This window comes from Rhodopseudomonas faecalis (genome assembly GCF_003217325.1).
In the GTDB taxonomy this organism is placed as follows: domain Bacteria; phylum Pseudomonadota; class Alphaproteobacteria; order Rhizobiales; family Xanthobacteraceae; genus Rhodopseudomonas; species Rhodopseudomonas faecalis.
Genome location: NZ_QJTI01000003.1, coordinates 273,032 through 298,497, shown reverse-complemented (window position 1 = coordinate 298,497; position 25,466 = coordinate 273,032). Strand labels below are relative to the sequence as shown.

Genomic DNA, 25,466 nt, shown 5'->3' with positions numbered 1-25,466 from the left:
GGCGACGTCGCCGCGCGCTTTGGCCGGTGGCCACCGGCCAAAGCGCTTCGTCGCTTCCATCGCACATCTCCGTCGATGGGCAGATACAAGGGGGCGAATCAACGGGGCCGAACCGTTGCGATTGGCGCAAGCGCCCCCTCACCCCAGCCCTCTCCCCGCAAGCGGGGCGAGGGAGCAGGCCGCGGCTGCGTCGGACCGCGCGGCTGCTCGCCCCGGAAAGACCCGGTGCGGTGACCGGAACGACTCGTTGCCTCTATGGGTAATCGACCCGCATCAGATACAGCCCGTCGGGCGGCGCCACCGGACCGCAGGCGGCGCGGCTGCGCGCGGTGAGCGCGGCGGCAAGATCATCGGCGCTCCAGCGCCCTTCGCCGACCCAGACCAGCGAACCGACCATCGAGCGCACCTGGCTGTGCAGGTATGAGCGCGCCGAGGTGATCACCCGGATCTCGTCGCCGTCGCGGATCACGTCGAGCTGATCGAGTGTCTTGTCGGCTGATTTGGCCTGGCACTCGGTATCGCGGAACGTGGTGAAATCGTGCTTGCCGACCAGGCGCTGCGCGGCCTCGTGCATCGCGTCGCTGTCGAGCCGGCGCGGCACGCGCCAGCTGCGCGCGATATCGAGCGCCAGATTGGCGCGGCGGTTGCTGATCCGATAGACGTAGTGGCGCTTGATCGCAGAAAAACGCGCCTCGAAATCGTCGGCGACGACGTCGGCGTCGATCACCGCGATCGGCTGCGGCCGCAGATGGGCGTTGATCGCATCGCGAAACCGGCCGGGCGGCAGCTCTTTGGGCACGTCGCAATGCGCCACCTGGCCGCGGGCATGCACGCCGGCATCGGTGCGGCCGGCGCCGTGCACGCGCACCGGCACGCCGCAGATCGCCTGCGCTGCTGCTTCCAGCGAGCCTTGCACGGTGCTGCCATTGTCCTGGCGCTGCCAGCCGCAATAGGGCGTGCCGTCATATTCGATGGTCAGCTTGTAGCGGGGCATGGCGGGCGTCGCTCACAGGAGGAAATGGCGGATCGCAGCGCGTGGCGCGATCGGCGCCATTTGCACCTAACACATCCGCAGCGGCGGTTTCACTGGCGTGCCGCGCAGGAACTGCTCGGCCGACATCGGCTGCTTGCCGGCGCGCTGCAATTGCAGCACGCGCAGCGCGCCGTCGCCGCAGGCGATGGTCAGGTCGTCGCCGAGCAGCGCGCCGGGCTCGCCGCCGCCGCGCGCGGCCTCGCAGCGCAAAAGCTTGATGCGCACCGGCTCGCCATCGAGCGGCAGCTCGCACCAGGCGCCGGGGAACGGCGACAGCCCGTGAATATGGCGCAGCACCTCGGCCGCCGGCTTGCTCCAGTCGATGCGCGCTTCGGCCTTGTCGATCTTGGCGGCGTAGGTGACGCCGTCCTCGCTCTGCTTGACGAAGGAAAGCTCGCCGCGCTCCAGCGCGGCCATGGCATCGGCCATCAGCGCGGCGCCGAGCGGCGCCAGCGCGTCATGCAGATCGACCGCGGTCATGGTCTCGGTGATCGGCAGCCGCGCGGTCATCGCCACATCGCCGGTGTCGAGCCCGACATCCATCTTCATGACCATCACGCCGCTTTCGGCGTCGCCGGCCATGATCGCGCGATTGATCGGCGCGGCGCCGCGCCAGCGCGGCAACAGCGAGCCGTGCAGATTGAAGCAGCCGAATTTCGGGGCATCCAAAATCGCCTGCGGCAGGATCATGCCATAGGCGACCACCACCGCGGCATCGGCCTGAAACGCCGCAAATTCGGCGGCGGCGTCCGGCGTGCGCAGCGTTTTCGGCGTCAGCACCGGAATGCCGAGCTTGCGCGCCTCCTGCTCCACCGGGGTCGGTTGCAGCTTCATGCCGCGCCCGGCCGGCTTGGCCTCGCGGGTATAGACCGCAACGATCTCGTGGCCGCGTTCGGCTAGCGCACGCAGCGTCGGCACCGCAAAATCAGGGGTGCCCATGAAAATCAGGCGAAGGGGCATGGCCACAAAGTCCCGCACAGGTCAGCGCCGCGGCAAAGCGGCCGCCGATCGCCGGCCGGTCGCGGGCGCAGGGTCAGACGAATTTGTAGCCGCGCTTGGCGGCCTTTTCGAACTTGCGCATCACCAGAGCGCGCTTGAGGCGCGACAGATGGTCGATGAACAGCGTGCCGCCGAGATGGTCGATCTCGTGCTGGATGCAGGTGGCGAACAGCCCTTCGGCGTCCTCCTCATGCAGCTTGCCGTCGAGATCGGTGTAGCGGATCCGCACCTTCGCCGGGCGCTCGACCTCGGCGTAATAGTTCGGGATCGACAGGCAGCCTTCCTCATAGACCCGCATCTCTTCGGACGCGCCGATGATCTCAGGATTGATGAAGGCGCGCGGTTCGCTGGCGCCGCCCCCTTCCTTGCGCACCAGATCCATGGTGATCAGCCGCACCGGCTGAGCGATCTGGATCGCGGCCAGGCCGATGCCGGGGGCATCGTACATGGTCTCGAACATGTCGTCGGCGAGCTTGCGGATCTCCGGGGTCACGGTTTCCACCGGCTGGGAGACCTGACGCAGCTGCTTGTCGGGAACGATGATGATTTCGCGAAGGGCCATGAGTTGCGATTTAATCTGCGGCCTTGGCGCGGTCAATGCGCTCATGGATGCCACTTTCAGCGCAGGCTTGCTTGAGCGTTGCAACTAAGGCGGCATTAACTGCAGTGTTCTTTCTTTGTTCCGTTTGGCCTGCGATCTGCTACAAGCCGAGCGGGTAGGGTGCGGCGCATGCCGCCCTGACAATGAGGGGGCGGATGCGGGAGTGGATCGATTTTGGTCAGGCGAAGCCGCGGCTTGAAGCGGGTTGCCGGTTGATCGCGGGCTGACGCGGCGATGCACGACATCCTGTTCATCGTTGGCGATGTGGCGGTCACGGTGGCGATGGCGGCGTCCGGCTTTGCGGCGCTGACGCTGCTGCTGCTGGCGGTGATCGTGGTGGTGGTGGCGCGCGGCGCCGGTCCGCGCCGCGCCAGCGAGGTCGATTACCGGCTCGAGCAATTGATGCGCGCCCAGCACGAGGCCAATGGCCGAATCGCGGCGATGGGGCAGGCGCTGGCCGGGCGGCAGGCCGAGATGGCACGCGCGGTCGGCGAACGGCTCGATTCGGTGACGCACCGCGTTGGCCAATCGATGGCGCAGTCGGCGCGCCACACCATGGAGAGCCTGCATGCGCTGCATGAGCGGCTCGGCATCATCGATCACGCCAATCGCAGCCTCAGCGATCTCACCGCGCAGGTGACCACGCTGCGCGATGTGCTCGGCAACAAGCAGGCGCGCGGCGCATTCGGCCAGGCGCGCATGGAGGCGATCGTGCAGGACGGGCTGCCGAAGGGCGGCTACGCATTCCAATACACGCTGTCGACCGGCAAGCGTCCGGACTGCGTGGTGTTTCTGCCCGATCAGCGGCCGCTCTGCATCGACGCTAAGTTTCCGCTGGAGGCGATCACCGCGCTGCATCAGGCGCGCAACGAGCACGAGCGGCGTGCCGCGGCGCAGCGGCTGCGCGGCGACGTGCTGCGCCATGTCGCCGATATCGCCGGCAAATATCTGATCCCGGGCGAGACCCAGGACACCGCTTTGATGTTCGTGCCCTCGGAATCGGTCTATGCCGAAATCCACGACGGCTTTGACGACGTGGTGCAGAAGGCTTACCGCGCCCGGGTGGTGCTGGTGTCGCCGTCGCTCTTGATGCTGGCGATCCAGGTGATGCAGCAGATTTTGAAAGACGCGCAGATGCGCGATGCCGCCGATCAGATTCGCACCGAGGTACTGGCGCTCAATGACGATCTTGGCCGGTTGCGCGAGCGCGTCGCCAAGCTGCAAACCCATTTTGGTCAGGTCAATGACGACGTCCGCCAGATCCTGATCACCGCCGACAAGATCGAGCGCCGCGCCGGCCGCATCGAAGAGCTGGATTTTAGCGACGCAGCGCCGATCGCGGCGTCAGAGCCGCGCGCCAGCACCGCCGAGCTGTTTCCGCTGCAGCGGCCATTGCCCGCGGCGGAGTGATATCACCACGACTTGTTGCTTCTTCGCACGTCATGGCCGGGCGACGTCCCGGCCATCCACGTCTTGTCTTCGACAAGCGCCGGCTCAGCTCGGTGTCAGCAGATAATGGCTGACGCCCCATTCCTCGCCATCCGCAAAGCCGAACAGTCCTTCGGTGGCGAGGAAAAACCAGCGCCAGCGCCGCATCCACAGCGCGGTGTCGCGGCCATAGACGGGGCGCAGCACTCGTTCGATCGAATCGCGGTGCAGATCGAATTGCCGCAGCCAGTCCTGCGCCGTGCGCTGATAATGCACGCCGCTCCAGCGCCATTCCTTCTCCACCGTGAACAGATCGGCATATTGCCGGATCAGATGATGGCTCGGCATCACCCCGCCGGTGAAGAAATGCTGCGCGATCCAATCTTCCTGGTCGGCGCGATCGAACAGATAGCAGCCGGCGCGATGCGCGAACACATGCATGAAGAACCGGCCCTCCGGCGTCAGCCAGCCGCGCATCCGTAGCATCAGCTCGCGCCAATTCATCATGTGCTCGAACATTTCGACCGACACGATGCGGTCAAAGCGCCGGTTCGGCTTGAACGCATTCATGTCGCTGGTGATCACGGTGAGGTTGGCGAGCCCGCGCGCCGCGGCTTCGCCTTCGATGTAGCGGCGCTGCGACTGTGAGTTCGACACCGCGACGATGGTGGAGTTGGGAAACTGCCGCGCCATCCACAGCGACAACGAGCCCCAGCCGCAGCCAAGTTCAAGGATGCTGTGGCCATCGGTGAGGCCGGCGTGCTCCACGGTCTGGCGCAGCGCTTCTTCTTCCGCCTCCTGCAGCGTCGAGCTCGGCTCGTTGTAATAGCAGGACGAGTATTTGCGGTTCGGGCCGAGCACCAGCGCGAAGAACGCCGCCGGCACCTCATAATGCTGGGTGTTGGCGGCGTCGGTGTGTTCGGCGATGGCGCGCGCCGCCATCGCTTCCGCGAACGCGGCGTCGGAAGCGGCATCGCCGCTGGTCCAGCGCTTGGCGGTGCGCGCGCATAGTTGCTTGATGCCGGCGCGGATCACCACGTCGGGCAGCGGCAGCCGTTCGGCGGTGGCAATCAGACCGGCAAGCGCGCTCATGCGTCAGACCTCGGCGGCCAGGGAAAGAACACGCTGGTGCGGGCCTGATAGGCGCGGTAGCGCTCGCCGCGCGAGCTTAGCATCTGCTGTTCCAGCGGCGGCACGCCGGTGACGTGCACCAAAATCCAATACATGAACAGCGGTGCCAGCAGCGTCGCCCATCCCCAGGGATAGCTGAGCGACAGCGCGATCATCGGATAAGCGAGCCAGCCGAACCATTCAAAGAAGTAGTTCGGGTGCCGCGACCAGCGCCACAGCCCGCTATCGCACACCTGGCCGCGATTGGCCGGATCGCTGCGGAACTGGCGCAATTGCCGATCCGCAATCGCCTCGCCGGCGATGCCGATCGCCAGTATCGCAAAGCCGGCGATGTCCTGCCAGCGCAGCTCTGCGGACGGAAACTGCGCGGCGACGAAAATCGCGAACACCAGCGGAATGCTGCCGAGCGCCTGCTGTTGCAGAAAGATGAACATGCGCCGCGGCGCGTCGGCGCCCCATTGCTGCGCATAGGCGGCGTAGCGCGGGTCATCGCCAGCGACCTTGCTGCGCTGGGCGATGTGCATGCCGAGCCGCAGCGCCCAGGTCAAAGCCAGCACAGCCACCAGCCATTGCCGGGCATGGGGGGCATCATCGCCGAGCGGCCAGAGCGCCGCGACCGCGCCGACCGTGCCGACCGAAAAGGTCCAGATGGTATCGACCCAGCCGGAATTGCCGGTGCGCTGCTGCACCACCCAGGCACCCGCCATCAGCGCGCACAGCGCCGCCGCAATCAGCAGCAAAGCTGCGAGATATGTCATTGGTCACCGCCCACGGTTCTCAACACCGACCAGATACGTCTGGTTCCCGCGGCTGGTTTCAGCGCGTGCGCCGCCGCCGCCAGCTGTGCGATAAGCGGTTGATGGTCAGAGTGGGAATCAAGGACACCAGATGAGCGCCGCCTTCACGCTCCGCCCCTATGACGCCGCCGACGAACAGGCCGCGATCGCGCTGTGGCATGACACCTGGCAGCTTGCGTATCCGTCGATCAATTTTACGGCACGGCTCGATTGGTGGCGCGAGCGCTGGCGCAGCGAGTTGGTGCCAAATGCCGCGATCATCGTCGCGGTCCGCGGCGAGGCGCTGCTCGGCTTTGTCACCATTGATGGCAGCGGCTATCTCGACCAGCTGGTGGTGGCGCCGGCGGAATGGGGCTCGGGCCTCGCCGCCGCGCTGGTCGATGAGGCCAAGCGCCGGTCACCGCAAGGCGTGGCGCTCAAGGTCAATGCCGACAATCACCGCGCGATCCGCTTCTATCAGCGCAACGGCTTTGCAAAGACCGGCGAGGAGTTCAATGCCTCGGGACGGCTGATCCTGAACCTGCTGTGGCGGCCGGGGACACCGGCCGCCTCGGTCTAAGGGGTTAGGCCGCCTCGAATTGCAGGCGGGCGAGGCGCGAATACAGCCCGCCGGACGCCACCAGCGAAGCGTGGGTGCCCTGTTCGACGATCCGGCCCTGCTCCATCACCAGGATGCGGTCGCAGGACAGCACGGTGGCGAGCCGATGGGCGATCACCAGCGTGGTGCGGTGACGCATCAGCTCTTCCAGCGCGGTCTGCACGAGAGTCTCGCTTTCGGCGTCGAGCGAGGAGGTGGCCTCGTCGAGCAACAGCAGCGGCGCGTCGCGCAGGATGGCGCGGGCGATGGCGATGCGCTGGCGCTGGCCGCCGGACAGCGTCACGCCGCGCTCGCCGAGCTGGGTGTCAAAGCCCTGCGGCAGTTGCCGGATGAACTCCATGGCGTGGGCCTGTTCGGCGGCGCGCTGCACCTCGGCGTCGGTGGCGTCGGGCCGGCCGAACCGGATGTTGTCCATGGCCGATGCGGCGAACACCACCGAATCCTGCGGCACCAGCGCGATCCGCTCGCGCAGCCGCTGCGGATCGACCGTGTTGATGGCGGTGCCGTCAAACGAGATCGTGCCGGAGGCTGGGTCGTAGAAGCGCAGCAGCAGATGGAACAGCGTGCTCTTGCCGGCGCCGGAGGGGCCGACGATCGCGACCTTCTCGCCGGCCTTGACCGACAGCGAGACGTTGTTGAGCGCCAGCCACTGCGGCCGCATCGGATAGGCGAAGCTGACCTTGTCGAGCGCGACGTCGCCGCGCGCCGGCACCGGCAGGTTCTGCGGCTTGGCGGGCGCGGCGATCTCGGGCTTGACACGCAGGATCTCGAACAAGCGCTCCGCGGCGCCGGAGGCACCGGCGACCTCGCCCCACACTTCGCTGAGCTGGCCAAGGCCAGCGGCCGCGAACGCCGCATACATCACGAACTGGCTGAGCCGGCCGGCGCTGATGTCGCCGGCGACCACGTCATGGGAGCCGACCCACAGGATCGCCACCACGCTGGAAAACACGATGAAGATGATGATCGCGGTCAGCACCGCGCGCGCGCCGGTGGAGCTGCGCGCCGCTTCATAGGCGCCCTCGACCTCGCGCGCGAAGCGCTGCTTGGCGAGGCCTTCATTGGTGTAGGCCTGCACGGTGCGGATCGACGACACCAGCTCGGCGGCATAGGCGGAAGCATCGGCCAGCGTATCCTGGGCATTGCGCGATAGCCGGCGCACCCAGCGCCCGAACGCCACCAGCGGCAGCACGATCAGCGGGATCGCCGCCAGCACGAACGCCGACAGCCGCGGGCTCGAGATCACCATCATCGTCGACGCGCCGATGAACAGCATCATGTTGCGCAGCGCGATCGAGACCGAGGCGCCGACCGCCGACTTGATCTGGGTGGTGTCGGCGGTGAGCCGCGACACCAATTCGCCGCTGCGCGCTGAATCGAAGAACGACGGCGACAGCGAGGTCAGATGGGTAAACACGTCGCGGCGCAGATCGGCGACGATCCGTTCGCCGATCGTCATCACCAGGTAATAGCGCGCGGCACTGGCGATCGCGAGCACCGCCACGATCAGCACCATGATCGCGAAGTAGCTGTTGATCATCTCCAGCCCTTCGTGACCGAAGCCGAGATCGATCAACCGCCGCACCGCCAGCGGCACCAAGAGCGTGGTGGCGGCGGCAACGGTCAGGGCGATGAAGGCGAACGAGGCGCGCCAGCGGTAGCGGTCGACATAAGGCGCAAGCTCAAGCAGCGGCCGCAGCCGGCTCTGCTTGGCAGGCTTTTCGTCGGCGGCCGGGGTGGTGTCGTCGAGCAGCGGCTCCGCCTCGGGCGACGGGCGCCCGGCGTGCATCACCTTCTCGCTTTCAGCGATTGCCTCAAGGGTCAAGGCAATGCTGCCGCCCTGGGGAGCGGGGGGGCTGGGAGTCGCGCTCATAGGCTGTGCCGCTGTTTCATTTTGGAGTGTTTCCAATAGGCTGCGATGCGTCCGCTGGCAAATCCGGAGGATATCTTGTCTTGACACTGGGGCTGGGATATAGAGCCTCGGAATTCGTCCCCAATAGCCAATCGACCGGCCGGCGCCAGAGCGCCCGAGGATTTGTCATGAAAGCCGAAATTCATCCCGATTATCACAACATCACGGTGGTCATGACCGATGGCACCGAATACGTCACCCGCTCCACCTGGGGCAAGGAGGGTGACAAGATGAACCTCGACATCGACCCGAAGTCGCATCCGGCCTGGACCGGCGGCCAGCAGCAGGTGCTGGACCGCGGTGGCCGCGTCTCGCGGTTCCAGAAGAAGTTCTCGGGCTTCCTCAAGTAAGTTCATTCGCGGGCAACGCCCGGCGGACGAAAACGCGCCCCGATCGATCCGATCGGGGCGTTTTTTGTGTTTCGGCGCCGCTCCGCGCGGGCTGCAACAATTCGCGGCCGGCCAGCGTCGATCGCCATGATGCCTGCATGCCGAGCGCTCCCAACGCGAATAGCCGGGACAGAGCCCGGCCATGACGTTAAGTCGCTGTTCTGAAATGTGATTTTTAGCAGGGCAGGGTGCCGCGCGCGCCGCGCCATCTGCCGCCGCAGGTCAGCGCTCGAACGCCGCCTTCAGCCGGTTGAGATGCGGCACCAGCGGATTGCCGATCGGCGCGCGTTCCATGGTGGCGGCGCCGTGGATGGTGCCATCCAGCCGCCGCACCTTCTCCTGCAGGTTCATCGAGCGCGAGATCAGGTCCTGAAGCTGTTCCGGAAGCTTTTCCAGCGCATCGTCCGGGCCGGGGTCGGCGGCGCTGAGCTTGACCTTGGTCTTTTCGCGATTGGCCTGGCTCAGCGTCATCTCGCCTTCCTTGACCGCGCGGTGCAGCAGCAACCAGGAGGCGAGCTGCATCAGCCGGGTGGTCAGGCGCATGCTTTCGGTCGCGTAAGTGAGGCTGGCGCTGCGGTCGAGCGCCTTAGCTTCGCCGCGCCCCGCGCCGTCGAGATAGGCCGCGGTCTCCTCGACCAGGTCCATGCCGTCACGGAACAGCGTGGCGAAGGCAGCCGAATTGGTCAAATGCTCGCTGAAATGAACGAGAGCACCTTCGCCCTGCAATTGGTCGGACATCATTAACGCCTCACGCAACCCTTAACGCTACCGGCTTCTGTGCGCCGGCTTATGATAAATAAATCATTGCGCGCGGCGGGAACGGAGTCCAGCAACGTCCTTCGCAAAGGTTAATGCGAGGTCGGCTTGATGGCTAAATCGTGACGCCCAAAAAAGAGCCGCCGTTGCCGGCGGCTTTGAAGTTGATAACAGGGAGGCGTCAAAGCAGAGTGGACAGGAGCCACTCAGCGTCCAAAACTTGGACAGTCGAGTAATAGGCCGGAAAGCTTAACGCCGCGTAAATGAGCGTTTTTGTTTAGATTTGGTTTGCCATTCCCACGGCGCCACGGGTGTTATTTCCCGGCGAAAAACAGCGCGCTGCTAAGCGTGCACAGCTTTTGCGGCGGTGCGGAACGTGCGCTGATCAAGGTGTCGTGATCGGTGTGGCTAGCGCGCGGTCTTGAACAGCCGGTCGGCGGCGTCGCGGGTGGCGCGCTTCATCGACATCGCCGTTTGCAGCCGCTCGATTTCAGCCTGCAATTGCGCGATGCGCTCGGTTAGTTCCTCGACCGAGAGCGCCGACAGATCCTGTCCCATTTCGTGAATGAGCTTCTTCTTCGGCTTGTCGTCTGGTTCGCTCGCCATCGACCTGTTCCCGCATTGACCCCGTTGGTTGCCAGCGCGACCACGGCTGTCTAATCCTAGCCGGATTCCCGCCTGCGTCATTCGCTTTACAAGGACAAATCATGGAACCGATCCCCACGCAAATGTCCGTGATCGGCATCAGCCGACCCGGCGGACCTGAGGTACTGCAGCCGGAGATCCGGCCGGTGCCGCAGCCGGGGCCCGGGGAACTACTGGTGAAAGTGGTGGCGGCGGGCGTCAACCGTCCCGATGTGGCACAACGCTCCGGTCATTATCCGCCGCCGCCCGGCGCCAGCGATCTGCCGGGGCTGGAGATCGCCGGTGAAGTGGTGGCGGTCGGCGAGGGCGCGACCCGTCATGCCGTTGGCGCGCAGGTGATGTCGCTGGTCGCTGGCGGCGGCTATGCCGAATATTGCATCGCGGCCGATGCGCAGGCGATGGCGGTGCCGCCGGGCTTTTCCATGATCGAGGCCGGCGCGACCCCGGAAACCTTGATGACGGTGTGGCACAACGTGTTCGAGCGCGGCGCGCTGCAAGCCGGCGAAACGCTGCTGGTGCATGGCGGCTCGTCCGGGATCGGCACCATGGCGATTCAGCTCGCCAAAGCGTTTGGCGCGCGCGTGGTGGTCACGGTCGGTTCGGCCGAGAAGGCCGAGGCTTGCCTCAAGCTCGGCGCGGACCGCGCCATTAACTACAAGACCGAAGATTTCGTCACGGTCGTTAAGGAATTCACCGGGGGGCGCGGCGTCGAGCTGATCCTCGACATGGTGGGCGGCGACTACATCGAGCGCAACTACAACGCCGCCGCGATCGAAGGACGGATCGTGCAGATCGCGCTGCTGGACGGCATCAAGGCCACTGTCAATTTCGCCAAGCTGATGACTAAGCGGCTGCATCATACCGGATCGACGCTGCGTCCGCGCACCAATGCCGAGAAGGCCGCCATGGTGGCGGCGATCGAAGCCAAGGTTTTGCCGCTATTGGCGCAGGGCCGCATCAAGCCGGTGATCGACAGCACTTTCCCGTTGCACGAGGCGGTCGAGGCGCACCGCCGGATGGAGAGCAGCCAACATATTGGCAAAATTGTGCTGACCCGGTAGCGACCATCGTCGGGCCGGAAAGCCTTTGATTTGGTTATCATCCGTGCCATTTATCGGCCCTCGTCCGAGGGACGTGCGGGGCGGATAGGATGGCGCGACGCGGTCCGTGCAACTGGGCAAATTGTGGTACTGTCATCATCCCGGCGCCACACGTTCGATGAATCGTTAACGCGGAGAACCGACATTGCGTCTGATCAGGTGCCTGGCGCTGCTGGCGTTGGGCCTCATGATAGCTGCGGCCGGTGCGCCGGCTTATGCGGTCGACGCGGTCAGCGTCCGGAGCGATGCGCCGGCCATTGACCTCACCGCCGTCCTTGAACATCAGCGCAGCGATGGCGACCGCATTCAGGTGTCGACCGCTCCCGGCAATGACGGCATTGTCCGGCGCGTCGAAGTGCGCGCGCGCGAAGGCGGTCAGAACTGGGTGGTGTTCGCGCTCGCCAACAACACCGATGATCAGCTCGACCGCCTGATCGTCGCGCCGCATTATCGCATCGTGTCGTCCGGCCTGTTCTGGCCCGACCTCGGTTTGTCACGTATCGCGGTGATCACGCCGTCGAGCGGCGACCGGCCGGAGCGGCAGGACAGCCCGACCGCCGACGTGTTTCGCATCACGCTCGACCCCGGTTCGGTGGTGACCTTCGTGGCCGAACTGCGCACCGACAAGCTGCCGCAGCTCTATCTGTGGGAGCCGGAAGCCTACAAGGACAAGGTCAACTCGTTCACGCTGTACCAAGGCATCGTGATCGGCATTTCCGGCCTGCTGGCGCTGGTGCTGACCATTCTGTTCGTGGTCAAGGGCAGCATCATGTTTCCGGCCGCCGCCGCGCTGGCCTGGGCGGTGCTGGTCTATATCGGCGTCGATTTCGGCTTCTGGGGCAAGGTGCTGGATATGTCGTCCGGCGCCGAGCGCGTGTGGCGCGCCTCCGGCGAAGCGATCCTGGCGGCGACGCTGCTGGTGTTTCTGTTCGCCTATCTCAATCTCAATCGCTGGCACGTCCGCTACGCGCACATCACGCTGGGCTGGTTGATCTTCCTCGGCTCGCTGGTGGCGCTGGCGTTGTTCGACCCCGCGGTGGCGTCCGGCATCGCGCGCATGTCGCTGGTGCTGATCTCGGTCGCCGGCTTTGCGCTGATCCTCTATCTGGCGACCCATGGCTTCGACCGCGCCGTGCTGCTGATCCCGACCTGGTTCCTGCTGGTGGTGTGGGTGATCGCGGCCGGCATGACGGTGGCGGGCAGCGTTACCAACGACATCGTCGGCCCGGCGCTGCTCGGCGGCCTGGTGCTGATCGTGATGCTGATCGGCTTCACCGTGATGCAGCACGCCTTTGCCGGCGGCGGCGCGCCGACCGGCGTGGTGTCCGACGTCGAACGGCGCGCGCTGGCGCTGACCGGATCGGGCGATCTGATCTGGGATTGGGACGTCGCCGCCGACAAGGTGTTCACCAGCCCGGAGACCGAGACGCTGCTCGGGCTGAAACGCGGCACGCTGGAAGGCACCGCCGCAAAATGGCTGGAAGTGCTGCATCCACTCGATCAGGACCGTTTCCGGGCGGCGCTCGACTCGGTGCTCGATCAGCGTCGCGGCCGGCTGACCCAGGATTTTCGGCTGCGCACGCCGGATGGCCATTTCATGTGGTTTGCGCTCAAGGCGCGCCCGGTGGTCGGCTCGGACGGCGAAGTGGCGCGGGTGGTTGGCACGCTGACCGACGTCACCGAGTTCAAGAACGCCGAAGAACGGATGCTGCACGACTCGGTGCATGACAATCTCACCGGGCTGCCGAACCGCAAACTGTTCCTCGATCGTCTCAACGCGGTCGCGACCTTCGCCAAGACCATGCCGAACCTGCGGCCGACGGTGATGGTGATCGATCTCGACCGCTTCAAGCAGGTCAATGATTCCGTCGGCATCGCGGTCGGCGATTCCATTCTGCTGACGCTGGCGCGGCGGCTGACCCGGATTCTCAAGCCGCAGGATACGCTGGCGCGGCTCGCCGGCGATCAGTTCGGCCTGATCCTGTTGTCCGAGCAGGATTCGGCGCGCATCACCGCGTTTGCCGAAACGATCCGCAAGACCATCCGTGCGCCGATCGCGTTCAACGAGCGCGAAATCTTCCTGACCGCGTCGATTGGCCTGGCTCTGGCCGATCCGCAGACCCAGCTCACTGATGAGATCATCAAGGACGCCGAGCTGGCGATGTATCACTCCAAGCGGATCGGCGGCGACCGAATCGACGTCTACAAACCGGCGATGCGCGCGCGCAAGACCGACCGGCTGACGCTGGAGTCTGAACTGCGCCGGGCGATCGAACGGCAGGAACTGGCGATCCTGTATCAGCCGATCGTGCGGCTGGAGGATCGCGCGGTGGCGGGCTTCGAGGCACTGGCGCGCTGGGATCATCCCAAGCTCGGCCGGATGTCGCCGAGCGAGTTCATTTCGATCGCCGAGGAAACCGGGCTGATCATCGATCTCGGCACCTTCGTGCTCGATCAGACCGCCAAGCAGCTTTCGACCTGGCAGCGCGCGATGCGGGCGCGCGATCCGATCTTCGCCAGCGTCAATGTGTCGTCGCGGCAATTGCTGCGCCACGATCTATTGCACGACATCCGCTCGGTGCTGTCGCGCTGGTCGGTGGCCCGCGGCACGCTCAAGCTTGAACTCACCGAGTCGCTGGTGATGGAGAATCCGGAGCACGCCGCGCAGATGCTGCAGCGGATCAAGGAGCTCGGCACCGGGCTGTCGCTCGATGATTTCGGCACCGGGCACTCGTCGCTGTCCTATCTGCAGCGCTTCCCGTTCGACACCATCAAGATCGATCAGTCGTTCGTACGTACCACCAGCCGCGGCACCCGCCCGGTGATCCTGAAGTCGATCGTCGCGCTGGCGCACGACCTCGGCATGGATGTGGTGGCGGAAGGCGCGGAGACCGATTCCGATGCGGTGGAGCTGTATCAGCTCGGCTGCGAATACGCGCAGGGCTTTGCGTTCGGCGAACCGATGGATGCCGACGCGGCGATGCGGCTGCTCACCGAAACGCGGCTTGAAGCCGCAAGCTGATCAAGCTGGTGTTTTTGGAGTCTCGGTTCTGACGCCATCAGAACCGAGACTGTTTTAGGCGTGGCCGGCTTCGTTGGACAGCATGCCGGGCTCGATGCCGATCTTGTGCAGCGCGCGCGTATATTTGTCTTCAACATCGCTGCCGAAGATCAGGTCCGGATCGGCCGCGCAGTGCAGCCAGCCGTTTTCCTGAATCTCGTTTTCGAGCTGACCGGGCGCCCAGCCGGCGTAGCCCAGCGCCAGAATGGCGCGTTTCGGTCCGGCGCCCTTGGCGATCGCCTTGAGAATATCGACGGTCGCGGTCAGACAGATGCCATCGTCGATCGGCAAAGTGGCGTCTTTGATGAAGAAGTCACTGGAATGCAGCACGAAGCCACGCCCGGTCTCGACCGGCCCGCCTTTCAGCACCCGCATCGACTCGGCGTTTTCCGGCAGCTTGATCTGGTCGGCCTTGTCGATGATTTCGAGTTGCACCAGCAGTTCCGGGAAGTTGATGCTGCCGGCCGGGCGATTGACGATGATTCCCATCGCCCCTTCGGCCGAATGGGCGCATACGTAGATCACCGACCGCGCAAAGCGCTCGTCCTCCATCACAGGCATTGCGACCAGCAACTGGCCGTCCAGATAGCTGCCTTCGGCGGAGTGCTCCGGGTCTGGCGGTTGGGATTTCGACATCATCGGCTAAGCATTCTCAATTTGGCTGCCATCCTGATATTGGGTGGCTGTGCTGTCAATCAAGCGACCCGGAGCGATGCCGATGGCAATCGGTGGCCGGGTGGGGCGTGGGTGCGGTTCGGACGTAAAGAGTGCGTGACATGAGAAATTGGGTTCCGTTTCGCCAGTTGTTGTCGGTTGCGACTGCGGTCGTGGCCGTGCTGGCGAGTGTCTGTGCCATCAACGCGGCCTCCGCCGAAGATAGTTCGCCCTGGGTCAATGACAGCCATTCGGCGGTGCGGCTGCTGGCTGGCTCGCGTAGCGGTTCGGTGCTGCTCGGCGGCATCGCGTTCCAGCTCGAGCCCGGCTGGAAGACCTATTGGCGTTCTCCGGGTGATTCCGGCGTGCCGCCGCGTTTTGATTTCTCGAAATCGGAGAATGTCGACGGCGTCACCATTTTGTGGCCGGCGCCGATGAAATTCCCCGATGGCGCCGGCGGCACGTCGATCGGCTATCACAAGCAGGTGGTGCTGCCGCTGCGCATTGTCGCCAAGAATGCTGACAAGCCTGTGATCCTGCGCGCCACCATCAGCTATGCGGTGTGCGAGAAACTGTGCATTCCGGTCGAGGCGGTGACGGAATTGTCATTCGCCAGCGTCGCCAGCACCCAGGACAGCGCATTGTCCGCGGCGCTCGACACCGTGCCGGTGCCGGCCAGCATCGGCGACAGCCACCCGATCACCATTCGCGATGTCGGCCGTCAGGGCCAGACCGTGCTGGTCGAGGTGGCGGCGCCGGATCCGCGCACCATCGACCTGCTGGCCGAGGGGCCGACCGCGGATTGGGCGCTGCCGCTGCCGCGCCGCGTGACGCCCAGCCCGACCGGGGCGCAGCGCTTTGCGTTTGAGCTGGAAGGCCTGCCGTCCGGCGCCAAGGCGGAAGGCGCGGCGCTGAAACTGACGGTGATCGGCGGCGAGCGCGCCTACGAATTTAGCGCGACGCTGGAGTGAGCTGCTTGCCGGCTTCGCTGAGCTGCTCGGCGAGATAATCCGCCAACAGCTCGACCCGCGCCGGACGCGGCCGGCCCGGCGGCGTCACCAGATGGACCGCGCCCTCGCGTTGCCGCCAGCCGGGCAGGATCGGCTCGACCGCGCCCGCGGCCAGAGCCTCGCCGATGATGAACGCCGGCAGATCGGCGATGCCGAGCCCGGCCAGCAGCGCCGGCAGCAGCGCTTCGCCATTATTGACCCGCAGCGGCCCGGCCGGGCGCACCGTCACCTGGTCGCCGGCGGCGTTGTAATAGTGCCAGGCATTGGCCGTCGACAGGTAGGCGTAGCCGAGGCAGCGATGCTGGGCGAGCTGCATCGGGTGCGTGGGTCGGCCGTAGCGTTGCAGATAGGACGGCGCCGCCACCGTGTAGCGCGGCATCGGGCATAGCCGCCGCGCCAGCAGCGAGGAATCCGGCATCGCCGCGATCCGCACCGCGGCGTCAAAGCCATTGCCGATCAGATCGATCATTTCGTCGCTGGCATGCAGGTCGATCGCGATCTGCGGATAACGCTCCAGAAAGCGCGGCAGCAGCGGCGCAATCACCCGCACCCCAAAAGTCATCGGCACCGCCAGCCGCACCAGGCCGCACGGCGTGCCGGACTGCGCACGCGCTTCGTTTTCGGCCGCTTCGCCGTCGGCGAGCAGCTGCGCCGCCCGTTCAGCGAGCTGCTGGCCGGCCTCGGTCAGCGCCAGCCGCCGCGAGGTGCGGTGAAACAGCCGCGCGCCGAGCCGCTGTTCCAGGCGGGTGATCGCCTTCGACACCGTGGCCTTGGAGGTCGCGAGTTCGGTCGCGGCAGCGGCGAATGAGCGCAGCTCGACCACTTTGGCGAACACCGCCCACGCCTCGAAATCGGGAATCTTCATCGCTATTTTGGAAACAATGTGTTTCGATTGTTTCTATTATAATACCAGTGCGCAGTGCTTATCCAGAGTCTCAACGCTCAATCGGTGCGCGGTTCGCACCTCACCGAGAGGAGAGACCGATGATCACGCTTCGTCCGTTTGCCAGCCTCGGCACCGCCGATCACGGCTGGCTCAAGGCCCATTTTCACTTCTCGTTCGCGAACTATTTCGACCCGGACCGCATGGGTCATGGCGCGCTGCGGGTCTGGAACGATGACGAGATCGCGCCGCAGAGCGGGTTCCCGCCGCATCCGCATGCCGACATGGAGATCATCACCTTCGTGCGCGACGGCGCCATCACCCATCAGGATTCGCTCGGCAACAGCGGCAAGACCAAGGCCGGCGACGTCCAGGTGATGAGTGCCGGCACCGGCGTTCGCCATGCCGAGTACAATCTCGAGCAAGGGCCGACCCGGCTGTTCCAGATCTGGATCATGCCGACCAAGGATGGCGGTCAGCCGTGCTGGGGCACCCGGCCGTTCCCGCGCGATGAGCGGTCCGGCAAATTGGTCCCGGTGGCGAGCGGCTGGGAGGCCGATGCCGACGCGCTGCCGATCCGCGCCGATGCCCGGGTGCTGGCTGGTACGCTGCGCGCCGGTGACCGCACCCGCTATCAGCTCGGCGCCGGCCGGTTCGCTTATCTGGTGCCGGCTTCGGGACGGATCGCGATCAACGGCGTCGAGGTCAACGCCCGCGACGGCGCCGCGATCAGCGACGAGACCGAGCTGACCATCACCGCGCTCGATGATTCTGAACTGGTGATGGTCGACGCGGCTTAACCCGCCGCTTCGGCGCCAACGCCTGACAACGAGGCTGGCCGGTGATGCCGGCCAGCGACCGCCTTCGACCCGACTATTCCCTGCAACCTTGAGGAGCTTTCCATGGCCAAAGTGCTGGTTCTCTACTACTCCGCCTATGGGCATATCGAAGCGATGGCGCAGGCCGTTGCCGAAGGCGCGCGCGAGGCCGGCGCGCAGGCCGACATCAAGCGCGTGCCAGAACTGGTGCCGCCGGAGGTGGCGAAGGCCTCGCACTACAAGCTCGATCAGGCGGCGCCGATCGCCACCATCAATGATCTCGCCAATTACGATGCGATCGTGATCGGCACCGGCACGCGCTTTGGCCGTATCAGCTCGCAGATGGCCAATTTCCTCGATCAGGCCGGCGGGCTGTGGGCCAAGGGCGCGCTGCACGGCAAGGTCGGCGGCGCGTTCACCTCGACCGCGACCCAGCATGGCGGCCAGGAGACCACGCTGTTCTCGATCATCACCAATCTTCTGCATTTCGGCATGGTGGTGGTCGGGCTGAATTACGGTTTCCAGCCGCAGATGAAGCTCGATGCCATCACCGGCGGCTCGCCCTATGGCGCCAGCACCATCACCGGCGGCGATGGCTCGCGTCTGCCGTCCGCGGACGAACTCGCCGGCGCGCGCTATCAGGGCCGGGTGATCGCCGAAACCGCGATCAAGCTGCACGGCTGACGCGGTAGGCCGGGCTGCCGCGATCAGCGCAGCCCGGCCTGCGTTCGCTGCGGATTGTGCCAGCGGCTGTGATCGGCCAGATTGGCGCGGTGTTCGATCTATTCCTCCTGCTGATTGCTGCCGTGTTTGCCCTTGCCGGTTTCGTCAAGGGCGTGATCGGCCTTGGGCTGCCGACCGTGTCGATGGGCCTTTTGGCGGTGGCGCTGCCACCGGCGCAGGCGCTGGCGATCGTGATCGTGCCGGCGATCGTCACCAATATCTGGCAGACCTTTGTCGGCCCCTATCTGCTCGACATCGTGCGCCGGCTATGGCCGCTGATGCTCGGCACCGCGATCGGCATTCGCGCCGGCGCCGATCTGATGACCGGGCCTTATGCCGGTTATGGCACCGTGGTGCTCGGCGTGCTGCTGGTGATCTATGCGCTGCTCGGGCTCAGCCAGCGCCGTTTCCATCTGCCGCAAATCCACGAAAAATGGCTGGGCGGCGTGGTCGGCGTCGTCACCGGGGTGATCGCGGCCGCGACCGGCGTGCAGGTGATCCCGTCGATGCCGTTCATGCAGGCGATCGGCATGGACAAGGACGAGCTGGTGCAGGCGCTCGGCGTGTTCTTCACCACGGCGACGGTGGTGCAGGCGTTCAATCTCACCGAGGCCGGATTGTTGTCGGCCGCGACCACGCTGCCGGCTCTGGTGGCGATGGCAGCGGCGTTTGCCGGGATGTTCGCCGGTCAGGCGCTGCGCTCGCGCATGAATGCCGAGCAGTTCCGGCGCTGGTTTCTGATCGCGATGCTGCTGCTCGGTGTTTATCTGGCGATCAACGCTTGGCGCATGCTCGGCTGAGCCGCATTGTGTCCGCTTCTGCGCCACGATTTCGGCACCAAGCTGCGACCCGATGTCTGCGGGCCGACAAATCTGCGGCGCTGTTAAGCTGATCGAAACCATCACGGGGCCTGCTGGGCTGGGGCGCGTGGTGTTATGGGATGCGATGATGACGAACGGCAAAGGCATGAAGCAAAGCGCGGTGGCGGCAGTGGTGATGGCGGCATCGCTGGCATCGGGTGCGGCGCTGGCGCAGTCGCCGCTCGCCGTGTTCGACAATCTGTTCACCGGCTCGATCTCCCAGCCGAGCCGCCCGGCAGCGCCGCAGCGCGCCGCCGTCACCCCGGTGTCGCTGCCCGCCGGCGCGCAGCCCTGGAGCGGCGAGGACGGCGCGTCCGGCCATCCGTTGATGACTGCGAGCGCGATCCGCGAGTCGGCCGCCAATTTTGACAATTGCATCGCTTCGCTATGGCCGGAGGCTGCGCGCCGCGGCATCACCGAGGCCAATTTCCAGCGGTTTACCGCAGGACTGTCGCCCGATCTGCGCATCATGGACCTGATGGATTCCCAGCCGGAATTCACCAAGGCGATCTGGGACTATCTCGACATCCTCGTGAACGATAACCGCATGGCTAAGGGCCGCGAGGTGCTGGCCAAGTACAAGCCGCAATTCGACGCCGCCGAAAGGGCGTTCGGGGTCGATCGCTACATCATCGCCTCGATCTGGGGCATTGAATCGAACTATTCGACCCAGATGGGCGACCGCAGCGTGCTCAATTCCACCGCGACGCTGGCCTGTATCGGCCGCCGCCAGGCCTATTTCCGCGACGAGTTTTTGTCGGCGCTGGAAATCCTGAACCGCGGCGATCTGCGGCTTGAGCAGCTGCGCGGCTCCTGGGCCGGCGCGTTCGGCCCGACCCAGTTCATGCCGACCGCGTTCAAGCGCTACGCGATCGACGGCGATGGCGATGGCCGCCGCGACGTGGTCGATAACCCGACCGACCTGATCTTCTCCACCGCCAATAATCTCAAGAAGGATGGCTGGCAGCCGGGGCAGAGCTGGGGCTACGAGGTCGTGGTGCCGCAAGGCTTCAACTACATGCTCGCCGATCGCGGCCGCGCCATGCCGCTCGGGCAGTGGCAGCAGATGGGGCTGCGCCGCGCCAATGGCCAGCCATTCCCGCGCGCCAGCGACAAGGCCTATCTGCTGGCGCCGGCCGGCGCCGAGGGCCCCGGCTTCCTGATGCTGCAGAATTACCGCGTGATCATGCGTTACAACCCGGCCGAAGCCTATGCGTTGGCGATCGGCCATTTCGCCGACCGGCTGCGCGGCGGCCAGCCGTTCGTGCAAGCCTGGCCGCGGCATGAGCGGGTGCTGTCGCGCACCGAGCGGCTGGAACTGCAACAGCTGCTGGCGCAGCGCGGCTTCTATCGCGGCACGCCGGACGGCCAGTTCGGCGGCGAGACCAGGCAGGCGCTGCGCTCGTTCCAGGCCGCGATCGGCTCCCCGGCCGACGGTTTTGCCACCGCCGAGATGCTGGAGCGGCTGCGCGGCAGGTAACACGCTGCGGGCTGACACGGAGAGTTGCGCGGGCTCGCCCCGTGAGGGGCGGGCGCGCTCTTGGCTTCCGCCAGGAGCAGCGCTAACCATGCCGCGCCGGGTGCTGGAAAGCTGCCCGCTTGCGGCCCGAATCCACTATTATGCTCTCTGACCTCCATCGGCGACGAAGCTCCATGTCGAAACCGCCTTCCTTCCTGCGTGTGTTGTGCGAGCGCGGTCCGCTGGTGGCGCTGTCAGTCGCGGGACTGCTGCTGCTCGGCATTCTGTCGCCGGCCTATGCGCAGTTCTTTGGTTTTGGCGGGCCGCCGCGGCCGCCCGCTGCGGTGCCGCGCGGCGGCGGTGGCGGCGGCGGCTGGTTCGGCAACGACATTTTCGCGCCGTTTCAGCCCCAGGTTCCGCAGAAAAAGACGCAAGTTCGCGAGGATTTTTCGCGCGCGCCCGCGCCGGACAAGCGCGAGACCCCGGCGACCCGCAATGTGCTGGTGCTGGGCGACGCCATGGCCGACTGGCTGGCCTATGGTCTGGAAAACGCCTACGCGGAAACCCCGGAGATGGGCGTGATCCGCAAGCACAAGACCGTGTCCGGCCTGATCCGCTATCAGCTCAAGGGCGAGCCGGCCGATTGGGCGGCGGCAGCCAAGGGTATTCTCGCCACCGAGAACCCGGATGCGATCGTGGTGATGCTCGGCCTCAACGACCGCATGCCGATCCGCGAAGGCGCCGAAAAGCCCGCCGACAAGAAGGCCGACAAGGGCAAGAAGGACGAGCCGGCCAAAGCCGATCAGGCCAAGCCTGACCAGAGCAAATCGGATCAGGCCAAATCCGATCAGAGTAAGACCGACCCGAGCAAGCCGGCCGACCCGGCCGCCAAGCCGGAGGAGCGCCCGTCCGAGGCCGATCTTGCCGACGACGCCGACTTGGCTGCGCCGGAGAAGAACACCCGCTCCGCCAGCGGCTCCTACGAATTCCGTGAGGATCGCTGGGCCGAGCTGTACGCCAAGAAAATCGCCGAGCTGATCGCGGTGCTGAAGAGCAAGGGCGTGCCGGTGCTGTGGGTCGGGCTGCCGGCGGTGCGCGGCACCAAATCGACCTCGGACGCGCAGTATCTGAACGCGCTGTATCGCGACGGCGCCGGCAAAGCCGGCATCACCTATGTCGATGTCTGGGACGGCTTTGTCGACGAAGGCGGCCGCTATCTGCAGCAGGGCCCGGACTTCGAGGGTCAGATCCGCCGGCTGCGCTCCTATGACGGCGTCTATTTCACCAAGGCTGGTGCCCGCAAGCTGGCGCATTATGCCGAGCGCGAAATCGCCCGGTTGCTGGCCGGACGCTCGGCGCCGATCGTGGTGCCATCCGAGCCGGAGGCCGAGACCAAACCGGACGGCCCGACGCCGCGACCGCTGGTCGGCCCGGTGGTGCCGCTGGTGGCGGCGTCGATCTCGACCGATCAATTGCTCGGCGGTCCCAGCAACCGCTCCACCCCGTCCGACGTGCTGGCGACCCGGACGTTGGTCAAGGGCGAGCCGTTGGTGCCGCCGCCCGGCCGCGCCGATGATTTCGCCTGGCCGCGCCGCGAGGTCGGTACCGAGCAGGCGCGTGGTGAGGTGCCGGTGGTCGAAGTTCCGGCAGCCGCGACCGGCAATGCGGCCGGTGCCGCGGCGGCTTTGGCCCCGGCCGCGGCGCCGAAGCCGAAGAAGCCGCGCCCGATCGTCGCGACCCCGGTTCCGACGCAGCAGCCCCCGGCCTTTGGCGGATTCTTCGGTTTCCAGTCGGCGCCAACGCCGCCGGCTCCGGTGGCGCAGCAGCCGCAACGGCCGCGCGTGATCCGCGCGCCGAGCCTGTTCGGGCCCTCGGCCGAGCTGCCGGGCTTTTTCGGGCGCTGAGCGTTGGCGCGCAGCACGGTGGTCCTGCGCTGATGACCGAATCTGCTAGCACTGCGGCATGACCGGAACCGACGCCGCTTCCCCCGTGCCGCCCGCTGCCTCCGCCCGCGCGTCGTGGCGCGACAGCCTTGCGGTCTATCTGCAGCCGCGCGTCTTGATCGTGATGTTTCTCGGCTTCGCCTCCGGCCTGCCGCTGGCGCTGTCGGGCTCGACACTGCTGGTGTGGATGCGCGAGGCCGGGGTTGATCTTGGCACCATCGGGCTGTTCGCGCTGGTCGGCACGCCCTACACGCTGAAATTTCTCTGGGCGCCGCTCGTCGATGCGCTGCACGTGCCGCTGCTGTCGCGCTGGCTCGGCCGGCGCCGCGGCTGGCTGGTGATCGCGCAATTATTGCTGATCGCGGCGATCCTGTTGCTGGCGCTCACCGATCCGGCGCGCTCGCCGCTGCTGGTCGCGCTCGGCGCGCTGCTGGTCGCCGCTGCGTCCGCCACTCAGGATATCGTGGTCGATGCGTTCCGGGTCGAGAGCCTGCCCGAGAACGAGCAGGCCGCCGGCATGGCGTCCTATGTCGCCGCCTATCGGATCGGCATGCTGGTCTCGACCGCCGGCGCGCTGTTTCTGGTCAGCGCCTATGAGGGCGCCGGGCTGACGCGCGGCGCGGCCTGGATGTGGGGCTATTGCTCGATGGCGGCGCTGGTGCTGATCGGCACCGTGACCGCGCTGATCGCCACCGAGCCCGAACAGTCGCGGCTGGCCGATCAGGCCACCAGCGGCGAGGGCGCGTTCAAGCGCGTGCTGCACGCGGCGATCGGCGCGTTCTCCGAATTTCTGACAAGGCCCGATGCCGCCGCGGTGCTGGCCTTCGTGGTGCTGTTCAAATTCACCGATGCGTTCTCCGGCACCATGACCGCGCCGTTCGTGATCGATCTCGGTTACTCGCGCAACGACTACGCCGCGATCGTCAAAGGCGTCGGCCTGGTGGCGACGCTGATCGGCGGCTTTGCCGGCGGCTATGTGGCGCGGCGCTATTCGCTGGTCGCCAGCCTGTGGATCGGCGCGGTGGTGCAGGCGCTGTCCAATCTGGCGTTTGCCTGGCTGTCGACCGTCGCGGTCAGCCAATGGGCGCTGGCGCTGGCGATCTCGGTCGAGAATTTCACCGGCGCGATCGGCACGGTGATCTTCGTCGCCTATCTGTCGGCGCTGTGCAAAAACCCGCTGCACACCGCCACGCAATACGCGCTGCTCACCGCGCTGGCCGCGGTCGGCCGCACCTATCTGTCGGCGGGCGCGGGCTATGTGGCGGCGGCGACCGGCTGGCCGGCGTTCTTTTCGATCAGCGTGGCGATGGCGCTGCCGAGCTTGCTGCTGCTGGCCTGGCTGCAGCGCCGCGGCCATTTTGCGGCGCTGGGTCTAGTCAAGGTTTGAGACCTGCGACTCCAACCCCGTCATGCCCGCGCTTGTCGCTTGTATCCACGTCTTAAAAGCGCTGTCGGATCAGAGACGTGGATGGCCGGGACGAGCCCGGCCATGACGTGGTGCGATTAATCGCTGTTGGTTCAAGCGACGCCGGCGCGCAGCAGATCGTGCAGATGCACGATGCCAACTGGCTTCTTGCCCTCGGTGACGATCAGCGCGGTGATCTTGGAGGCGTTCAGGATCTCGAGCGCTTCGCTGGCCAGCAGATTGGGGCTGATGGTCTTCGGGTTCTTGGTCATCACCTCATCGACCTGCGCGGTCATCAGGTCCGGGCGCATGTGCCGGCGCAAGTCGCCATCGGTGACGATGCCGATCAACAGCCCGTGACTGTCGGTGATGCCGACGCAGCCAAAGCCCTTGGACGACATCTCGACCAGCGCGTCCGACATTTTGGTGCCGAGCGGTTTCAGCGGCATGGCGTCGCCGCGGTGCATCAGGTCGCGGGCGTGTTTCAGCATGGCGCCGAGCTTGCCGCCCGGATGCAGCACGCTGAAATCGCTCGAAGTGAAGCCGCGGCCTTCCAAAAGCGCGATCGCCAGCGCATCGCCGAGCGCCAGCAACATCACCGACGAGGTGGTCGGCGCCAGATTATACGGGCAGGCTTCGCGCGCCTTGGGCAGCGCCAGCGACACGTCGGCGGCGAGGCCGAGCGTCGAGTCGCGATTGGCGGTCATCGCGATCAGCGGAATCCGAAAACGCTTGGCATAGGTGATCAGGTTCTTCATCTCGGCCTGCTCGCCCGACCAGGACAGCGCCAGGATGATGTCCTCGCTGGTGATCATGCCGAGATCGCCATGGCTGGCTTCGGCGGCATGGACGAAGAACGCCGGAGTGCCGGTCGAGGCGAAGGTCGCCGCCACCTTGCGGCCGATATGGCCCGACTTGCCGAGCCCGGTGACGATCAGCCGGCCCTTGGAATTTGCGATCAATTCGACCGCAGCCAGGAAGGCGCCGCCGAGATCGGATTGCAGCGCGGCGACCAGCGCGGTCACCCCTTCGGCTTCCGCCTCCAGAGTGCGCAGTGCGGACGGGATGGCGTCGTTGGCCTGATCGATCATGTAGGGCTTTGCCGTTCGGGGGAGGGAGAAGGGCATTGAGAGGTCCGGTTAAGCCGAAGCGGAACTGCTCCGTGCGCAGTTTTAGCACGTGACCGCGGGCGGGAAACCCGCGCCGCGGCTCTCAACCCGCTGTTAACCATAAGTGTTTTAGGTCTTTTAACCGTAAGGCG

General features: G+C 66.0%; 23 protein-coding genes. 12 read left to right on the top strand and 11 right to left on the bottom strand.

Going from position 1 to position 25,466, the window contains the following annotated elements; genetic code table 11:
* Positions 1–253 precede the first annotated feature (253 nt).
* The 3 genes from truA to def form a co-directional block, all read right to left on the bottom strand.
* Positions 254–994, bottom strand: a complete 741-nt coding sequence (gene truA, locus BJ122_RS04755; RefSeq protein WP_110779978.1) for a tRNA pseudouridine(38-40) synthase TruA — start codon at positions 992–994, stop codon at positions 254–256.
* A 66-nt stretch (positions 995–1,060) separates the two neighbouring features.
* A complete protein-coding gene (gene fmt, locus BJ122_RS04750; RefSeq protein ID WP_110780013.1) occupies positions 1,061–1,993 on the bottom strand; it encodes a methionyl-tRNA formyltransferase in 933 nt (310 codons plus the stop codon).
* A gap of 73 nt (positions 1,994–2,066) precedes the next feature.
* Positions 2,067–2,594: a peptide deformylase gene (gene def / locus BJ122_RS04745; RefSeq protein ID WP_110779977.1), complete on the bottom strand. Its 528-nt coding sequence runs from the start codon at positions 2,592–2,594 to the stop codon at positions 2,067–2,069.
* Between the two features lie 273 nt (positions 2,595–2,867).
* Between def and BJ122_RS04740 the strand changes: the two genes are divergently transcribed.
* Positions 2,868–4,043, top strand: coding sequence for a DNA recombination protein RmuC (locus BJ122_RS04740; RefSeq protein ID WP_110779976.1), 1,176 nt, complete (start codon positions 2,868–2,870; stop codon positions 4,041–4,043).
* 84 nt (positions 4,044–4,127) lie between these two features.
* Here BJ122_RS04740 and BJ122_RS04735 read toward each other — a convergent pair whose 3' ends face one another.
* Both BJ122_RS04735 and BJ122_RS04730 read right to left on the bottom strand, forming a co-directional pair.
* Positions 4,128–5,153 carry an SAM-dependent methyltransferase gene (locus BJ122_RS04735; RefSeq protein WP_110779975.1) on the bottom strand — a complete coding sequence of 342 codons (1,026 nt, stop codon included), beginning with the start codon at positions 5,151–5,153 and terminating at the stop codon, positions 4,128–4,130.
* The gene (locus tag BJ122_RS04730) at positions 5,150–5,950 is read right to left on the bottom strand and encodes a DUF1295 domain-containing protein (protein ID WP_110779974.1); all 801 of its coding nucleotides are present in this window, start codon (positions 5,948–5,950) and stop codon (positions 5,150–5,152) included. Before BJ122_RS04730 ends, BJ122_RS04735 begins: the two co-directional genes overlap by 4 nt.
* 130 nt (positions 5,951–6,080) lie before the next feature.
* On the opposite strand from BJ122_RS04730, the gene BJ122_RS04725 reads away from it, so the two are divergent.
* The gene (locus BJ122_RS04725; RefSeq protein WP_110779973.1) at positions 6,081–6,548 is read left to right on the top strand and encodes a GNAT family N-acetyltransferase; all 468 of its coding nucleotides are present in this window, start codon (positions 6,081–6,083) and stop codon (positions 6,546–6,548) included.
* Positions 6,549–6,552: 4 nt separating this feature from the next.
* On the opposite strand, the gene BJ122_RS04720 is transcribed toward BJ122_RS04725, so the two are convergent.
* Positions 6,553–8,376 carry an ABC transporter ATP-binding protein/permease gene (locus tag BJ122_RS04720; protein ID WP_181418877.1) on the bottom strand — a complete coding sequence of 608 codons (1,824 nt, stop codon included), beginning with the start codon at positions 8,374–8,376 and terminating at the stop codon, positions 6,553–6,555.
* Positions 8,377–8,627: 251 nt separating this feature from the next.
* Here BJ122_RS04720 and rpmE point away from each other — a divergent pair, with 251 nt between their 5' ends.
* A complete protein-coding gene (rpmE, locus tag BJ122_RS04715) occupies positions 8,628–8,849 on the top strand; it encodes a 50S ribosomal protein L31 (protein WP_027278617.1) in 222 nt (73 codons plus the stop codon).
* A gap of 261 nt (positions 8,850–9,110) precedes the next feature.
* On the opposite strand, the gene rcdA is transcribed toward rpmE, so the two are convergent.
* Positions 9,111–9,626, bottom strand: a complete 516-nt coding sequence (gene rcdA, locus BJ122_RS04710) for a protease adaptor protein RcdA (RefSeq protein ID WP_110780012.1) — start codon at positions 9,624–9,626, stop codon at positions 9,111–9,113.
* A gap of 426 nt (positions 9,627–10,052) precedes the next feature.
* A complete protein-coding gene (locus tag BJ122_RS04705; protein ID WP_027278615.1) occupies positions 10,053–10,250 on the bottom strand; it encodes a DUF1192 domain-containing protein in 198 nt (65 codons plus the stop codon).
* Positions 10,251–10,351: 101 nt separating this feature from the next.
* On the opposite strand from BJ122_RS04705, the gene BJ122_RS04700 reads away from it, so the two are divergent.
* Positions 10,352–11,350 (top strand): NAD(P)H-quinone oxidoreductase, encoded by a 999-nt coding sequence (locus BJ122_RS04700; protein WP_110779971.1) that lies wholly within the window; start codon positions 10,352–10,354, stop codon positions 11,348–11,350.
* 184 nt (positions 11,351–11,534) lie between these two features.
* Complete coding sequence (locus BJ122_RS04695) at positions 11,535–14,411, top strand: EAL domain-containing protein (protein WP_110779970.1); 2,877 nt, start codon at positions 11,535–11,537, stop codon at positions 14,409–14,411.
* A 54-nt stretch (positions 14,412–14,465) separates the two neighbouring features.
* On the opposite strand, the gene BJ122_RS04690 is transcribed toward BJ122_RS04695, so the two are convergent.
* The gene (locus BJ122_RS04690) at positions 14,466–15,089 is read right to left on the bottom strand and encodes a YqgE/AlgH family protein (protein ID WP_110779969.1); all 624 of its coding nucleotides are present in this window, start codon (positions 15,087–15,089) and stop codon (positions 14,466–14,468) included.
* 137 nt (positions 15,090–15,226) lie between these two features.
* On the opposite strand from BJ122_RS04690, the gene BJ122_RS04685 reads away from it, so the two are divergent.
* A complete protein-coding gene (locus BJ122_RS04685; protein WP_110779968.1) occupies positions 15,227–16,075 on the top strand; it encodes a protein-disulfide reductase DsbD domain-containing protein in 849 nt (282 codons plus the stop codon).
* Here the strand turns inward: BJ122_RS04685 and BJ122_RS04680 are convergent.
* On the bottom strand, positions 16,056–16,979 hold the full coding sequence (locus tag BJ122_RS04680; RefSeq protein ID WP_110779967.1) for a LysR family transcriptional regulator: 924 nt from the start codon (positions 16,977–16,979) through the stop codon (positions 16,056–16,058). The genes BJ122_RS04685 and BJ122_RS04680 overlap by 20 nt on opposite strands.
* Positions 16,980–17,098: 119 nt before the next feature.
* On the opposite strand from BJ122_RS04680, the gene BJ122_RS04675 reads away from it, so the two are divergent.
* The 6 genes from BJ122_RS04675 (at position 17,099) to BJ122_RS04650 (ending at position 24,187) form a co-directional block, all read left to right on the top strand.
* Complete coding sequence (locus BJ122_RS04675) at positions 17,099–17,797, top strand: pirin family protein (protein ID WP_110779966.1); 699 nt, start codon at positions 17,099–17,101, stop codon at positions 17,795–17,797.
* A 102-nt stretch (positions 17,798–17,899) separates the two neighbouring features.
* A complete protein-coding gene (gene wrbA / locus BJ122_RS04670) occupies positions 17,900–18,499 on the top strand; it encodes an NAD(P)H:quinone oxidoreductase (protein WP_110779965.1) in 600 nt (199 codons plus the stop codon).
* Positions 18,500–18,555: 56 nt separating this feature from the next.
* Positions 18,556–19,338, top strand: a complete 783-nt coding sequence (locus BJ122_RS04665; protein WP_430694755.1) for a sulfite exporter TauE/SafE family protein — start codon at positions 18,556–18,558, stop codon at positions 19,336–19,338.
* 148 nt (positions 19,339–19,486) lie between these two features.
* Positions 19,487–20,878, top strand: coding sequence for a lytic murein transglycosylase (locus tag BJ122_RS04660; RefSeq protein ID WP_430694754.1), 1,392 nt, complete (start codon positions 19,487–19,489; stop codon positions 20,876–20,878).
* A gap of 173 nt (positions 20,879–21,051) precedes the next feature.
* Positions 21,052–22,761 (top strand): SGNH/GDSL hydrolase family protein, encoded by a 1,710-nt coding sequence (locus BJ122_RS04655; RefSeq protein WP_110779964.1) that lies wholly within the window; start codon positions 21,052–21,054, stop codon positions 22,759–22,761.
* Between the two features lie 58 nt (positions 22,762–22,819).
* The gene (locus BJ122_RS04650; protein ID WP_110779963.1) at positions 22,820–24,187 is read left to right on the top strand and encodes an AmpG family muropeptide MFS transporter; all 1,368 of its coding nucleotides are present in this window, start codon (positions 22,820–22,822) and stop codon (positions 24,185–24,187) included.
* A 131-nt stretch (positions 24,188–24,318) separates the two neighbouring features.
* Here the strand turns inward: BJ122_RS04650 and BJ122_RS04645 are convergent, their stop codons facing one another.
* A complete protein-coding gene (locus BJ122_RS04645) occupies positions 24,319–25,332 on the bottom strand; it encodes a KpsF/GutQ family sugar-phosphate isomerase (protein ID WP_110779962.1) in 1,014 nt (337 codons plus the stop codon).
* Positions 25,333–25,466: the final 134 nt, after the last annotated feature.

Coding starts and splice junctions, on each gene's coding strand:
- BJ122_RS04660 (WP_430694754.1), top strand. CDS start 19,487: ATGACGAACGGCAAAGGCATGAAGCAAAGCGCGGTGGCGGCAGTGGTG.
- BJ122_RS04680 (WP_110779967.1), bottom strand. CDS start 16,979: ATGAAGATTCCCGATTTCGAGGCGTGGGCGGTGTTCGCCAAAGTGGTC.
- BJ122_RS04650 (WP_110779963.1), top strand. CDS start 22,820: ATGACCGGAACCGACGCCGCTTCCCCCGTGCCGCCCGCTGCCTCCGCC.
- BJ122_RS04730 (WP_110779974.1), bottom strand. CDS start 5,950: ATGACATATCTCGCAGCTTTGCTGCTGATTGCGGCGGCGCTGTGCGCG.
- BJ122_RS04655 (WP_110779964.1), top strand. CDS start 21,052: ATGTCGAAACCGCCTTCCTTCCTGCGTGTGTTGTGCGAGCGCGGTCCG.
- BJ122_RS04740 (WP_110779976.1), top strand. CDS start 2,868: ATGCACGACATCCTGTTCATCGTTGGCGATGTGGCGGTCACGGTGGCG.
- truA (WP_110779978.1), bottom strand. CDS start 994: ATGCCCCGCTACAAGCTGACCATCGAATATGACGGCACGCCCTATTGC.
- rcdA (WP_110780012.1), bottom strand. CDS start 9,626: ATGTCCGACCAATTGCAGGGCGAAGGTGCTCTCGTTCATTTCAGCGAG.
- def (WP_110779977.1), bottom strand. CDS start 2,594: ATGGCCCTTCGCGAAATCATCATCGTTCCCGACAAGCAGCTGCGTCAG.
- wrbA (WP_110779965.1), top strand. CDS start 17,900: ATGGCCAAAGTGCTGGTTCTCTACTACTCCGCCTATGGGCATATCGAA.
- BJ122_RS04705 (WP_027278615.1), bottom strand. CDS start 10,250: ATGGCGAGCGAACCAGACGACAAGCCGAAGAAGAAGCTCATTCACGAA.
- rpmE (WP_027278617.1), top strand. CDS start 8,628: ATGAAAGCCGAAATTCATCCCGATTATCACAACATCACGGTGGTCATG.
- BJ122_RS04645 (WP_110779962.1), bottom strand. CDS start 25,332: ATGCCCTTCTCCCTCCCCCGAACGGCAAAGCCCTACATGATCGATCAG.
- BJ122_RS04685 (WP_110779968.1), top strand. CDS start 15,227: ATGAGAAATTGGGTTCCGTTTCGCCAGTTGTTGTCGGTTGCGACTGCG.
- BJ122_RS04735 (WP_110779975.1), bottom strand. CDS start 5,153: ATGAGCGCGCTTGCCGGTCTGATTGCCACCGCCGAACGGCTGCCGCTG.
- BJ122_RS04720 (WP_181418877.1), bottom strand. CDS start 8,376: ATGCACGCCGGGCGCCCGTCGCCCGAGGCGGAGCCGCTGCTCGACGAC.
- BJ122_RS04700 (WP_110779971.1), top strand. CDS start 10,352: ATGGAACCGATCCCCACGCAAATGTCCGTGATCGGCATCAGCCGACCC.
- BJ122_RS04725 (WP_110779973.1), top strand. CDS start 6,081: ATGAGCGCCGCCTTCACGCTCCGCCCCTATGACGCCGCCGACGAACAG.
- BJ122_RS04675 (WP_110779966.1), top strand. CDS start 17,099: ATGATCACGCTTCGTCCGTTTGCCAGCCTCGGCACCGCCGATCACGGC.
- BJ122_RS04690 (WP_110779969.1), bottom strand. CDS start 15,089: ATGATGTCGAAATCCCAACCGCCAGACCCGGAGCACTCCGCCGAAGGC.
- fmt (WP_110780013.1), bottom strand. CDS start 1,993: ATGCCCCTTCGCCTGATTTTCATGGGCACCCCTGATTTTGCGGTGCCG.